Source organism: Photobacterium kishitanii (assembly GCF_000613045.3).
Lineage (GTDB): Bacteria > Pseudomonadota > Gammaproteobacteria > Enterobacterales > Vibrionaceae > Photobacterium > Photobacterium kishitanii.
In genome coordinates, this window is the sequence record NZ_LN794352.1 from 629,707 (window position 1) to 643,582 (window position 13,876).

At 41.6% G+C, this 13,876-nt stretch carries 8 protein-coding genes; 5 read left to right on the forward strand and 3 right to left on the reverse strand.

Going from position 1 to position 13,876, the window contains the following annotated elements:
* Window positions 1-185: 185 nt before the first annotated feature.
* The 3 genes from recC (at window position 186) to recD (ending at window position 9,625) form a co-directional block, all read left to right on the forward strand.
* A complete protein-coding gene (gene recC, locus PPBDW_RS03265) occupies window positions 186-3,647 on the forward strand; it encodes an exodeoxyribonuclease V subunit gamma (RefSeq protein WP_036793377.1) in 3,462 nt (1,153 codons plus the stop codon).
* A 292-nt stretch (window positions 3,648-3,939) separates the two neighbouring features.
* A complete protein-coding gene (gene recB / locus PPBDW_RS03270; protein ID WP_054262090.1) occupies window positions 3,940-7,557 on the forward strand; it encodes an exodeoxyribonuclease V subunit beta in 3,618 nt (1,205 codons plus the stop codon).
* Window positions 7,550-9,625 (forward strand): exodeoxyribonuclease V subunit alpha, encoded by a 2,076-nt coding sequence (gene recD, locus PPBDW_RS03275; RefSeq protein ID WP_036793378.1) that lies wholly within the window; start codon window positions 7,550-7,552, stop codon window positions 9,623-9,625. Before recB ends, recD begins: the two co-directional genes overlap by 8 nt.
* A gap of 84 nt (window positions 9,626-9,709) precedes the next feature.
* Here recD and PPBDW_RS03280 read toward each other — a convergent pair whose 3' ends face one another.
* From PPBDW_RS03280 to argA, 3 genes are all read right to left on the reverse strand, one after another.
* On the reverse strand, window positions 9,710-10,249 hold the full coding sequence (locus PPBDW_RS03280) for a disulfide bond formation protein B (RefSeq protein ID WP_036793379.1): 540 nt from the start codon (window positions 10,247-10,249) through the stop codon (window positions 9,710-9,712).
* A 9-nt stretch (window positions 10,250-10,258) separates the two neighbouring features.
* On the reverse strand, window positions 10,259-10,414 hold the full coding sequence (locus PPBDW_RS22765) for a DUF5993 family protein (RefSeq protein ID WP_219906112.1): 156 nt from the start codon (window positions 10,412-10,414) through the stop codon (window positions 10,259-10,261).
* A gap of 137 nt (window positions 10,415-10,551) precedes the next feature.
* Window positions 10,552-11,880: an amino-acid N-acetyltransferase gene (gene argA / locus PPBDW_RS03285; protein ID WP_036793380.1), complete on the reverse strand. Its 1,329-nt coding sequence runs from the start codon at window positions 11,878-11,880 to the stop codon at window positions 10,552-10,554.
* Between the two features lie 278 nt (window positions 11,881-12,158).
* Here argA and PPBDW_RS03290 point away from each other — a divergent pair, with 278 nt between their 5' ends.
* Together PPBDW_RS03290 and mltA are read left to right on the forward strand one after the other, a co-directional pair.
* Window positions 12,159-12,440, forward strand: a complete 282-nt coding sequence (locus tag PPBDW_RS03290) for a DUF2850 domain-containing protein (RefSeq protein WP_162271185.1) — start codon at window positions 12,159-12,161, stop codon at window positions 12,438-12,440.
* A gap of 205 nt (window positions 12,441-12,645) precedes the next feature.
* On the forward strand, window positions 12,646-13,779 hold the full coding sequence (gene mltA / locus PPBDW_RS03295; protein WP_036796240.1) for a murein transglycosylase A: 1,134 nt from the start codon (window positions 12,646-12,648) through the stop codon (window positions 13,777-13,779).
* The last annotated feature ends 97 nt before the right edge of the window (window positions 13,780-13,876 follow it).

Sequence of the window (13,876 nt, forward strand, 5' to 3'; positions counted from 1 at the left end):
TAATTTCACGAGTGGATTGTTGTACCAATAAATGTTAAGTGCGTTGCCCAGCTAATTTGGCTGGGCTTTTTTATTGCTGCTGATTTATTACGGCGCTTTATTTATATTTTTAAGCTGTATTTATTTACAGTATCTCAGTGATGGTAGACAATTTGATTACTATTCTTCTGCTGTGAGATATCTGCGTGTTCACTGTCTATCATTCAAATCAGCTCGATCTGCTTAAATCGTTATTAGTGGAGTTGATCCGCTTGCAACCATTAGCGAATCCGTTTGAAAAAGAGCAAATACTGGTGCAAAGCCCAGGTATGTCACAATGGTTAAAAATGGAACTAGCCACTTCGTTTGGGGTTGCTGCTAATATTGATTTTCCATTACCGGCGACCTTTATCTGGAAAATGTTTACTCAAGTTTTGGCTGATGTACCAGAGCGGAGCGCATTTAATAAAGAAGCCATGACGTGGAAATTAATGCAGGTGTTACCACAGCAGTTTGAGCAATCTGAATTTGAACCGCTAAAGCGCTATTTAGATAATGATACTGACCAGCTTAAGTGTTACCAACTTTCCGAAAAAATAGCTGATATTTTTGACCAATATTTGGTGTATCGTCCGGAATGGATTCAGCAGTGGGAAGCAGGTGAAACAGTTGCTGAGCTTAATGATGAGCACCCATGGCAGCCAATCTTATGGCAAGCCCTTTACGATCAAACTTTGGCATTAGAACAATCACCTTACCATCGTGCTAATTTGTATGATCACTTTATTGAAACGCTGAATAATTACTCTGGTAGTGAAGGTAAAGCGGCTTTATTAGCGGCAGGGTTGCCACAACGATTGTTTGTGTTTGGTATATCATCATTGCCGCCACGTTATTTAGATGCGTTAGCGGCGATTGGTGAACATATTGATGTTCATTTAATGTTTACTAACCCGTGTAAATATTACTGGGGTGATATTCGTGATCGTAAGCATTTAGCGCGCTTAGCGGCTAGCCAACGAGTTCAATTACAAAACATTGCTAACGATGATGATCTTGATGCGTTGCTATCTGTACTTAAAGATAGCGATCAAAATAACTATGACGATGATATGCACAATGATGTTGTCGGTAATAGTTTATTAGCGTCGATGGGTAAATTGGGGCGGGATAATATTTATTTGTTATCGGCAATGGAAGTCAATGAAGTTGACGCTGGCTTTGTTGATATAGAGCCAGATACCTTATTACATGCTATTCAAGCTGATATTTTAAACCTGCAAGATCGCCAAGACGATACTCAACTTGATTCGAGCCAACATAAATTTCCGATTGCGAGTGATGATCACTCTGTAACAATTCATGCTTGCCATAGTCCAATGCGTGAAGTTGAAGTGTTGCATGACAAATTACTGGCAATGTTTGCAGCTAACCCCAACCTAAAACCGCGCGATATAATTGTGATGGTGGCTGATATCAATGCCTATAGTCCTGCTATTCAAGCGGTATTTGGTAATGCGCCCGGTAATCGTTATATTCCATTCTCTATTTCTGACCGTACTGCTGAGCAAGAAAATCCAATTCTACTCGCATTTTTACGCTTACTAACCTTACCTGAAAGTCGCTGTCATGCTTCTGAATTATTAGAGCTATTAGAAGTTCCAGCGGTAATGGAAAAATTTGGTTTTGATAGTACTAGCTTTGAAAAAATCAAAAAATGGATTGAAGAAGTTGGGATTCGCTGGGGGCTTGATCAACACACTGCGAGTCAGTTTGACTTACCGGAACAACTGCAAAACACGTGGTTATTTGGGATTCAACGCATGCTACTTGGCTATGCGATGCCACATGATACCGGGTTATTTGCGGGGATCTCAGCTTATGAGCAAGTACAAGGTTTAGATGCTGAATTAGCGGGTCAATTAGCGGGGTTTATTGATAGTTTAATTGAATATCGAAGCGCATTGGCACAATCACAAACCGTTAATCAATGGGCTGATTTATTATATCAATTGCTCGATGATTTTTTTGCGGTTGAGTTAGAAGGCGAGCTAATTTTAAAATCAATTCGCGATAACCTGCAGCGTTTGCATCAGCAGTTACAAGATGCGGGTTACCAAGGCCAGATCACACCAGCGGTATTAACTCAATACTTGCAAGATAAACTCTCTGGCGAACGTGTCAGTCAGCGTTTCTTAGCAGGGCAAGTGAATTTCTGTACCCTAATGCCAATGCGTTCGATTCCCTTTAATGTGGTGTGTCTATTGGGAATGAATGATGGTGCTTATCCTCGCAATATTGCCCCTGAAGGGTTTGACTTAATGAATGGTCGCACCAAAGCGGGTGATCGTTCTCGCCGTGATGATGACCGTTACTTATTTTTAGAAGCCTTGTTATCAGCCCAGCAAACATTATATATCAGCTATGTTGGTCGTTCGATTCAAGATAATGCACAAAAGGTGCCCTCAGTATTAGTCAGTGAGCTGGTGGAGTATTGCCAGCAAGGTTATTGTTGTGAAGGTGATCAACCGTTAGCCGTTGATGTTTCTGCTGACAATATCAAGCAACAGTTAATTCAACATCACCCGTTAGTGCCATTTAGCCCAAGTGCGTTTATTGGTGACGATGCCAGTTTTGCCATTGAATGGTTACCAGCAGCTAACCGTGATGGTCAAGCAAGTGCGCCGTTTCAACTTAATGCGTTAGTCGCTGACCCTATTGCTGATGAGCAAGTTTTAGTTTTAGAGTTAGCTGAACTCCAACGTTTTTGGCGATTACCAGTACGTTACTTTTTTAATCGTCGTCTGAAAGTCTATTTTGAACCGCCAATGGGATTATTAGAAGATGATGAGCCATTCGTGCTTAATGGTCTTGAAAGTTATCTTATTCGCGACCAGTTACTGGAGTTATTGTTAGACGCTAAGCTTAAAAATGCTGATCCTGAGGTGACTTATAACCAGTTTGCAGCCGAGCAACGGGCGGCAGGTAACTTACCCGTCGCTGCATTTGGTGATCTTGATTTAGCCACAAGCCGTCAAGCCGTCGCAAATTTAACTGATCTTATTGAGCCTTTAATTCATGCACCGCTAGCGGATCAAGAAGTTGCGATCACGGTAATGGTGGCAGGGCATAAAATATTGTTACAAGGCTGGTTGAAGAAACGTTATCAATCTGGATTATTACGCTACCGCACCGGTAAAATTCGCCCACAAGATCTACTCACAGCATGGTTTGATCACTTGTGTTTAGCGGTGTCGGTACCTGAAACGCGACAAGTCACTCATATTATAGGAACGGATAAGCATCTTGAATTACAGCCTCTTGAGTCACAACAAGCACTGGCTTATTTACAGCAGTTGATTGAGTTGTACTACCAAGGTTTAAATCAACCATTAGCGTATTTCCCTAAAACAGCGATGGCTGCGATACAAGCTCATATTGGTCGTGATGGTAGTTGGAAAGATGATGATGAGACCGAGCAAAAAGCACTGACGAAGATGGCGGAATGTTTTAATGATGGCTATTTGTTTGCTGGTGAAGGTAGCGATGATTATATCAAGCGCGTATGGCCACAATGGCAAGATCAATTGGCACAAGAGGCAAATCAATTAGCGGCGTTAGTGTTACAAGCCGTAGTGATAAACAGTAAAGAAATTAAGCCAGAATAAATAGTTAAAGCAGAGTTAAGTAGTGTGGTCGTCAGCAAATCATTATTAGTTGTAGGGTGTTTGCTGTACGACCACAGGTCCAGAGGTGACCAAGTTTCTGGCGCTGATACTAACTAACCACCGCAGTACAAACCGTGAGTAAGTTCTCACATTATAGGAATACAACAGAAATTTGAACGCCAATATTTACTTCTAAGTGTTGGCTCACATAATAATGAGCTTGATCGTTGATATTGATCAACCACGGGCGAGTACTGTTGTTACATATAGCAACCATGGGATGAGTGACATAATGGCGACTGAAGTACTAACAACCGAAGTACTAACTAATATTCTGCAACCAATGACGTTTCCATTGCATGGTACCCGTCTGATTGAAGCGTCTGCGGGGACGGGAAAAACCTTTACTATTGCGAGTTTGTATTTACGACTATTGTTAGGCCACGGCAATGATAATAATCGTCATCAACAGCAGTTAACGGTTGATCAAATTTTAGTGGTAACTTTTACTGAAGCCGCTACCGCTGAATTACGCGATCGTATTCGTGCTCGTATTCATGACGCGCGATTGGCGTTTAGTCGCGGTGTTAGTCACGATCCTGTGATTGCTCCCCTGTTAAATGAACATCAAGACCATAAATTAGCCGCCACCATTTTATTGCAAGCCGAACGGCAGATGGATGAAGCTGCAATCTATACTATTCATGGTTTTTGTCAGCGAATGTTAACCCAAAATGCATTTGAATCAGGATCTCGGTTTAATAATGAATTTGTGACCGATGAAAGCCAATTGAAAAAGCTGGTGGTTGCCGATTATTGGCGTAGTAATTTTTATCATTTACCGCCAGCACTTGCTCATGAAGTCCGTGAAATTTGGTCATCACCAACCGCATTATTAAAAGAAATTGGTAACAGTTTAACGGGGGCGCCAGTGCGATTGTCGGTGGCGGCAATGACTGAATCGTTAGCACAATTACATCAGCAAAATATTGTGCGAATTGATGAAGTAAAAGCGTTATGGCGTGCGCATCAAGCCGATCTTGAGGCCTTGATTGCGAGCTCTGGCATTAATAAGCGCAGTTACACTAAAAAAAGTTTACCCAATTGGTTAGAGCAAGTGAGTGGGTGGGCTGCTCAACCAACAGTAGGCTATGAATTACCTGATAATTTGATCCGTTTTCATCAGCAAACGTTAATTGAAAAAACCGCCAAAGGTGATGCGCCTGAGCATGCAGTGTTTAGTGCTATTGCTGAACTGCTAGATAACCCGGCTAACTTACGTGAACCTTTATTAGCCCATGCGATTGAACATTGTCGCCAATTATTGGCTGATGCTAAAGCGCGTAAAGGTTGGTTATCATTCGATGACTTGCTAACTCAATTAGGGGCCGCGATTGATAATGATGTTGATGAACTGCTTGCTGGAAAGATTCGAGCGCAATATCCGGTGGCGATGATTGATGAATTCCAAGATACCGATCCACTGCAATACGGTATTTTTAGTGATGTTTATCGCCATCACCCTGAATGTGGTTTGTTTATGATTGGTGATCCTAAACAGGCGATTTATGCATTTCGTGGCGCCGATATTTTCACTTATATTCAAGCGCGTCGCCAAGTCAGTGATCATTATACCTTAGCCACTAACTGGCGCTCGACAGCGAATATGATTGCTGCGGTTAACGGCGTGTTCCAACAGCCAGATAGCCCGTTTATTTATGATCAAGATATTGAGTTTTTAGCGGTTGATCATAGTCCTAAAGCGGCGCAACGTAGCTGGTGGTTAGAAGGGGAAGCGCAACATGCCTTGACGTTTTGGTTGCAAGAGAGTGCTGATGGTAAGCCGATCACTAAGGGCAATTATCAAGCGACAATGGCGGCGGCAACAGCGGCACAAATCCAACATATTCTGACTCAGTCACAGCAACAGCAAGCCTATTTTTTAGATGGTGAGCAGCAGCATGCGATTGCCGCGGGTGATATTGCGGTGTTGGTACGCACCGGTACTGAAGGGCGATTAGTACGAGAAGTACTTTCAAAGCAAGGCATCGCCAGTGTTTATTTATCTAACCGTGATAGTGTGTTTTCAACCTCTGAAGCGGCAGATATTCAACGGTTATTACAAGCAGTGTTAACCCCTGAAGATGATCGTATATTACGTGCGGCTTTAGCTTCGGGATTGTTTGCTCGTACTGCGATCGAACTCGATCAACTCAATAATGATGAGAATGAGTGGGAAATTGCGGTTAACAGTTTTAAGCAATATCGCCAGCAATGGTTAAAGCGCGGTGTAATGCCAATGCTGCGTAGTGTGATGGCAAAAAATCAAATTGCTGAACGGTTACTGGCGGAAGATGGTGGTGAACGTAAGTTAACTGATCTACTTCATATTGGTGAATTACTGCAACAGGCAAGTCAAACACTCGATAGTGATTATGCGTTGTTACGTTGGTTAGCTGAGCATGTTGCCGAGCCTGATGGTAATGCTGATGATCAAGTGATGCGGTTAGAATCAGAGCGTAATTTGGTGCAGATTGTCACGATCCATAAATCTAAAGGCTTGGAATATGATTTGGTGTTTATGCCCTTTGTATGTAGTTACCGTGAGGTTGATAGCAAAGGTGAAGTTAAATATCACGATGAGGTTGATAACATCACTGTGCTTGATATTGCTAAACAAGCCGCAGCGATAGAAAAAGCCGACCAAGAACGATTAGCAGAAGATTTACGCTTAATTTATGTTGCTTTAACTCGCGCTGTTTATGGTTGTTATGTCGGTATGGCTCCAATTCGTAATGGCCGTAGTACCAAAGAGCCAACGGGTTTGCATCGTTCAGCAATGGGGCATTTGGTGCAGAATGGTCAAGCAGGCGGTGTGGCAGCACTTGAATTAGCCTTAGCGAAGTTAAGTGAAGCTCAAATCGCGATTACCGTTACTGCGCCACCGCAACTACTTGATAGTCAATGGCAACCACAAGATGAAGTAACTGAAGCACTGGTTAAGCGGCCATTTGCTGCATCATTGGAGCGTAATTGGTGGATGACCAGTTATTCTAATTTGGTCAAACAAGGACACCAAACGGCCCATGATAGCAGTTTAGATTTACCTGGGTTTGATATTGATTCTGTACAAAATGCGACGGAAGAGGTTGATGACAGTGAGCTGGAATTAGAGCCACAATACTCGATTTATACTTTCCCTCGTGGCGCGCGTCCCGGTACATTTTTGCATACTGTCTTTGAAGAAATTGATTTTACCGCGGCTGTCGATTGTGATGAAACGGTAGCGAAATTAACCGAACTGCTGCAATTAGAAAACTATGAGTTAGCGTGGTTGCCTGTATTGCAGCAATTAATTCGCGATGTATTAACCTGCCCGCTTGATGGTGATATGTTGCGCTTGGCTGACAAAACAGCTTCACAACGATTAACGGAAATGGAATTTTTATTACCGATTGAGATTTTACAAGCGGTGACATTAAATAAAGTTATTGCTAAACATGATCCGTTATCAGCCAAAGCGGGCGAATTAGGCTTTGCAACCGTGAGTGGAATGCTAAAAGGCTTTATCGATTTAGTGTTTGAACATCAAGGTAAGTATTACGTTTTAGACTGGAAATCGAATTATCTTGGTGATGATCCGCAGGTGTATCGTGGCGAGCAATTGCAAACGGCGATGCGTGAACACCGTTATGATTTGCAGTATCAAATCTATGCACTGGCATTGCAACGTTTCTTACGTAGTCGTATTCCAAATTATAGTTATGAAACCCATTTTGGTGGGGTGTATTACTTATTTTTGCGGGGTGTTCAAGCGGGTAGCGACAGTGGTATTTTTTACGCCCGCCCAAGCGAAATATTACTTGATGAATTGGATTTAGTTATGAATGGAGCATTGCCACATGCTTAAGCGTTTACAAAAACTCACTCAGCAGGGTGGATTACGTCAGCTTGATTATCAGTTTGCTAAATTTGTAGCGCTGCATAGCCCTCAATCGCAACAAGATTTGGCAGCATTGATGGCGGCGTTAGTGAGCTATGAATTAGGTAAAGGCCATGTTTGTGTGCGCCTTGATCAACTACAGATCCAACATTTGTTTGGGCTATCAACTCGACTATCAGTGGCATTAATTGATGGCTTGCCCGATCCAAGCCAGTGGGCAGCATTACTAAATCAATTTGATGTGGTTGCTAATGTGCAATCTAAGGGGTTGCAAGCATGTCCATTAGTGCTTGATCATGGACGTTTATACCTCAATCGTTATTGGCAATTTGAACAAACGGTTGCTGAGCGAATTATACTGATGGCAACAAATCAAGGTCAAGTCACTGATAATCAGCATTGGCAAGGGCAACAATTAACCGTGATGCATCAAGCGTTGAATGATCTATTTCAGCCTACTTATGGCCATTTATATCATGCTCTGCAAGGTGTTACGGATAGCCAGCAACGGCAGCAATTGACTTGTGATTTTTTAGATATAGTAAAACCACAACAGCTTGATTGGGCGACGATCGATAGCGTATTACAACAAGCAAACCAAATAACAGATTTACAGCCATTAGATAGTTTAGTGCCTGCTGGTGCGTGTTTAAATTGGCAAAAAGTTGCTGCGGCGATGGCATTAACTCGCCAGTTTGCTGTGATTTCTGGTGGTCCAGGTACGGGGAAAACGACCACTGTCGCTAAATTGTTAGCCGCGTTGGTGATGCAAACGAATGGTGAGCATAAACCCAATATTATGCTGGTGGCACCAACGGGTAAGGCGGCAGCACGCTTAACCGAATCGATTGGCTCGGCGATAAAATCATTGGCGGTGCCACAAGCAATTAAAGATTTAATTCCCACGCAATCAAGCACCTTGCACCGTTTGTTGGGTTCGATCCCTCATCGCGTTGAATTTCGCCACCATAAAGATAACCCACTCCATCTGGACGTATTGGTGGTCGATGAAGCTTCCATGGTTGATTTACCGATGATGGCGCGGTTATTAGAAGCGATGCCGCAAGGGGCTAAATTGATCTTATTGGGTGATAGAGATCAATTAGCTTCCGTTGAGGCGGGGGCTGTACTGGGTGATATTTGTTCGTTCTCTAGTCAAGGTTACAGTGCTCAACAAGGGCAGTTATTAAGCCAGTTAACTGGGTTTGACTTGCACTCAAATAATATCGGTTTAAGTGTCGTGACTGATTGTTTATGTATGCTGCAAAAGAGTTACCGTTTCCATGCGTTGTCGGGGATTGGCCAATTAGCCAAAGCGATCAATCAGGGGAAACCTGCGTTGGTGAATAAAGTGTGGCAACAAGGGTTTAAAGATATTCATCATTATCCGTTAAACAGTGAAACTTATGCGTCGATGGTTAACCAGATAGTCACTTTTTATCTCGATTATCTTGATGCGATTAAAACCGACAAAACACCCGTCGAGGTATTAAAAGCATTTTCAAATGTGCGTTTATTATGTGCACTGCGTGAAGGTGATTTTGGCGTGGTGGGGTTAAATCAACGTATCGAAAAAGAGCTCACTCATCGTGGTCGTATTTCACCGAATGATGAAACTTGGTATGTTGGCCGTCCGATTATGATCACTCGTAATGATCATGCCTTAGGGTTATTCAACGGCGATATTGGTATGACCATGCTTGAGCCTGAGATTGATCCAGAAACTGGACGCCGACGATTACGGGTGTATTTTGAAATGCCAGATGGCACTATTCGCGGTATTTTACCGAGCCGTATTCCTGAGCATGAAGTGGTATATGCGATGACGATTCATAAATCACAGGGCTCAGAGTTTGCTGATACAGTAATGGTGCTACCTGCTGACTACACACCGATTTTAACCCGTGAATTAATTTATACCGGTATTACCCGCGCTAAGTCACGACTGTATTTGTATGCGCCACTGGATATTATTACCAAGAGTGTGCAGGTGCGAACTGAGCGAGCTAGTGGTCTGGCGCAGCTGCTAGTTTAGTGTAATTGTTGGTTTAATGTAGTGACATAGATAAATAAAAACGCCAGCAACAATGCTGGCGTTATAGTGTCGCTATTTTTATGGCTAATTAAATAGCCAATAAGTAACTGGGTTATCTGGACATTGGTAAGGACCACATTCAATGAAGGTCGATACTACGTTAACCACGACAGCAAAAATAGCTACTAGGCACACAAACTTGCCAAAGCGATTCATTTTGTAATCATTATTATTCCAGTCTTTGTTCCATAGCAGTTGCAATACAGCAACACCTACAATGGTAAGACTAAATAGAATAAAGGCCCAAGTATAATAATGAATACCAAAGACAGGGCTACCAAATCCTGGTGTACCTGGAATGACATGTAATGATACTTGACGTAATGCGGTAGCTGCGCCAAAGAGTGCGCCGATAATTAAGATGCCATAATGGCGCTGTTGTGGCCCGTAAACTACATTGAGCATAAAACCAAACATTACCAGCATAAAGCCTAAGCGCTGTAATAAACACAATGGGCAAGGTAGTTCATTGAGTACAACTTGAAGGACTGATGCCATCAATAGAACGAAGGTGATCCCTAATAGACCTAAGGCATTAAGTAGTGCTACATTTTTATTATTCATACTTTCTCCCTAGAGTAAAATAGATAGAGAATCTGTTGCATGGTGATGGAACCAATACAGCCCCAAAACAACAGTGATGGCAAAAACAATATAACTTGCACCTTTTTTTCCAGTAAATGCGCAGAGCATTGCAACAAATACTAGTAGAAACAGTAAACTCATCATAAGCGATTATTTAACCTTTCTTTTGTATGTATGTTATTTATAATTATTAAATTTATTATTTTAAAGTGACTAACTTTAGACTTCATCATACATTATAAACTTATAAATTAACACTTTGTTACATTGTTGTTCTATTTTTAACTGGTTGGCGTTATAAGTATTTTTGAGCGACGCTGGTAGTTGTAGAGATCTTTTTTAAGCAGTGGTAATTGTTCGATATCACATTCATAAAATCCTTGCTCACGAAACCAATGCACACTACGCGTTGTGAGGACAAATATTTTATCGAGATCTGCTTCACGGGCTTGTTGGCATAATTTATTTAGTAATAACACGCCGCGATCACCGTCTCTAAAGTCAGGGTGAATAGCAACGCAAGCCATCTCTGCCATTTTTTCATCTGGGTAAGGGTAAAGCGCGGCACAGCCAATAATGAGGTTATCAAGTTCAATCACACTAAAAAGGGTAATTTCACGTTCTAGTTGTTCTCGCGATCGACGAACTAAAATACCTTCGCTTTCTAACGGTTGAATTAAATCTAAAATACCACCGATGTCATTGATATCCGCTCGGCGAATCTTTTCAGCACTCGACATTACAATTTGAGTACCTATTCCATCTAATGAAAATAGTTCTTGGATCAAGGCACCATCTTGTTTATAGCTCAATAAGTGACTACGAGGTATGCCCGCTCGACAAGCAGCAATTGCGCCACGTAGAAAACGACCAGTACCACTTTGTTGATTATCGTTATCGATAAGCTGTTGCAATGCTTGTTCGGCTTCATGGGGTAATAATTCGGAGATGATGTCATTATTGCTATCAACAACCCCTTGTTCGGAACAAAAGCCAATTAGTTTATCAGCCCGTAATCGTATTGCGACTTGAGTGGCGATTTCTTCTGATGTGAGATTAAAACATTCACCCGTTACTGAGCTAGCAATGGGGCCGAGTAATACAATCGATCCTTGTTCTAGCTGGCTGGTTATAGCATTACTGTTGATACGACGAATTTTCCCACTATGACAAAAATCGATACCTTCATCGATGCCTAGTGGCTGGGCAATAATAAAGTTACCGCTAATGACATTAATTTGTGATCCCGCCATTGGGGTATTATTGAGTCCCATCGAAAAGCGGGCAGTAATATCAAGTTGTACTTGTCCTGCGGCTTGTTTAGCGAGTTCTAAACTATGCTCATCGGTGATTCTTATTCCCTTATGGTAAGGGCTATCATAATGCTGTTGTTGTAGTAAGGCGGTTATTTGTGGTCGCGCACCATACACCATCACGATATGAATACCTAAGCTGTGTAGCAAAGCAATATCACTGACAATGTTGGCAAAGTTGGGATCTGCAATAGCCTCTCCACCGACCATGATCACCATGGTTTTACCTACATGGGCGTTTAAGTAAGGGGCTGATTGACGGAATCCTTTTACCAGTGGGGTCTTTCGTGTATTCACAAGCGATATCCATATCTGTATTTATGTTTAATTTATAGCCAATAAATTAAAGCAATTATTGGTTCAGTGCAGCATTTAAATGTAATTAAGCCTAAATCATTAATTACTTCAGTGATTGATTAAGTATTGGTGTTGAAGGCCGCTATATATTTATGCCATTGGTGGTGAGTTGATGGGCGGGCGATAGGATGACAAGCGACTGTTTTTTCTTTTATGTGCGTCGATATAGGCGTTGGATAATTATTTGGGTTATAGCCTTAGTCGCTATTGGTATCAGCGTGTTTAAATTTGAGACGGCAATTGATCAGCGGCAACAGTTAATGCAGCAAGCTATCGGAGTGTGGAAAGAACGGGATGTTGCTCCTTATAAAGTTGAAATATTTGAAGTTCGTCGACAAGGTATTTATCGTCAGGGGCGGCTATTAACATCTAATTATTTTTGGGATGGGGTTCAATTACGTTATAACTTTGGCCAGCAGCTTTATATTTATCTTTATGAGGATGGTGCGTTTATTCGTCAGCAACCAACACATTATTTCGCTACGTTTGATCGCCAATAGTATATTTAATTTTTTATGGAACTTTAGTGACCGCAGATCAGTCTTAAACATTTCGATAGTGTTATGTCAGTTATCGGTAGATTATTTGAAATAGTTACTTCTTTTTAGATGGTGTTTGTTAGTATTGTCACCTATTTACTGCTTTGACAAAATTAAGCGAGCTATCATTTTTACATTTTATAAAACTTTTATAGGCTTATCTATCGTGTTACGTAAAGCAACAGTTGCAATTATTCTTTTCAGTTTGGTGGGATGTTCATCACCAGAAGGTACAACAACGGAAAAACCTAGTTTAGCCGCCATCGGTAACCCGTTAGCACACCAATATTTAGGGCAGCATTTTGATCATGTTTTAAATAAAGTTGCTAACGTTGAATCAAATAAGCCTCATGATTACAGCACTTTTGCTCCACAAGCTAAAATGGTTACTTCACGTTCACCATCAATGGCACGTAAATTTGAACCCTTATATAGCCAAGTAGAAAACTGGGCTAGTCATAGTGGTGATCCAAGCACATTAGCTAAATATGGTATTCAAGCTGCACAAATGGGCGGTGCTAATGGTGAAGGTAATGTGATGTTTACAGGTTATTATTCGCCAGTGATTGAGTTACGTCATAAACCCACCAATGTATTCCGTTACCCAATTTATGCGATGCCAAACTGTAAAGGCAGCTGTCCTTCACGTGAACAAATCTATGATGGTGCATTAGCGGGTCAAGGTTTAGTGCTGGGTTACAGTAAATCAATGCTTGATGTGTTTATGATGGAAGTACAAGGTAGTGGCTTTGTTCATTTTGAAGATAATAACCAGCTGCAATATTTTGGTTATGCAGGTAAGAATGGTCATCGTTACGTCAGTATTGGTCGAGTGTTGATTGATCGTGGTGAAGTGCCTAAAGCTAAGATGTCATTGCAAGCGATTCAAAACTGGGTTGCGCATCACAGTGAAAGTGAAGTGCGTGAATTATTAGAGCAAAATCCATCATTTGTGTTTTTCTCACCACGTAAAACGTTAGATGTTAAAGGCAGTGCAGGTATTCCGTTATTAGCGAATGCAGCAGTGGCTGCTGATCGTAAATATATTCCTATGGGATCGGTGTTATTGGCAGAAGTACCACAATTAGATGCTCAAGGTAATTGGACTGGTAAGCATGTATTACGACTATTATTAGCTCTAGACACTGGCGGTGCTGTTAAGCGTAACCACCTCGATTTGTATCATGGCATGGGTAAGCTAGCGGGCACAGATGCGGGTCATTATAAGCATTTTGGTCGTGTATGGCGTTTAGGACTTAAAGGCTCTGCCACTCAAGATCCTTGGTTGATGCCTAAATAATGCGGTTTAAGCGAATGTAACTACCATGGTTATCATTGGCTGTTACTAGACAATTGTTCTCAGAGTGCGTATAAAAACGCACTCTTTGTTTATCCAC

Excerpts from the sequence above, each read along its gene's own strand:
- recB (WP_054262090.1), top strand. The coding sequence starts at position 3,940 with ATGGCGACTGAAGTACTAACAACCGAAGTACTAACTAATATTCTGCAA.
- recD (WP_036793378.1), top strand. The coding sequence starts at position 7,550 with ATGCTTAAGCGTTTACAAAAACTCACTCAGCAGGGTGGATTACGTCAG.
- PPBDW_RS03280 (WP_036793379.1), bottom strand. The coding sequence starts at position 10,249 with ATGAATAATAAAAATGTAGCACTACTTAATGCCTTAGGTCTATTAGGG.
- PPBDW_RS22765 (WP_219906112.1), bottom strand. The coding sequence starts at position 10,414 with ATGATGAGTTTACTGTTTCTACTAGTATTTGTTGCAATGCTCTGCGCA.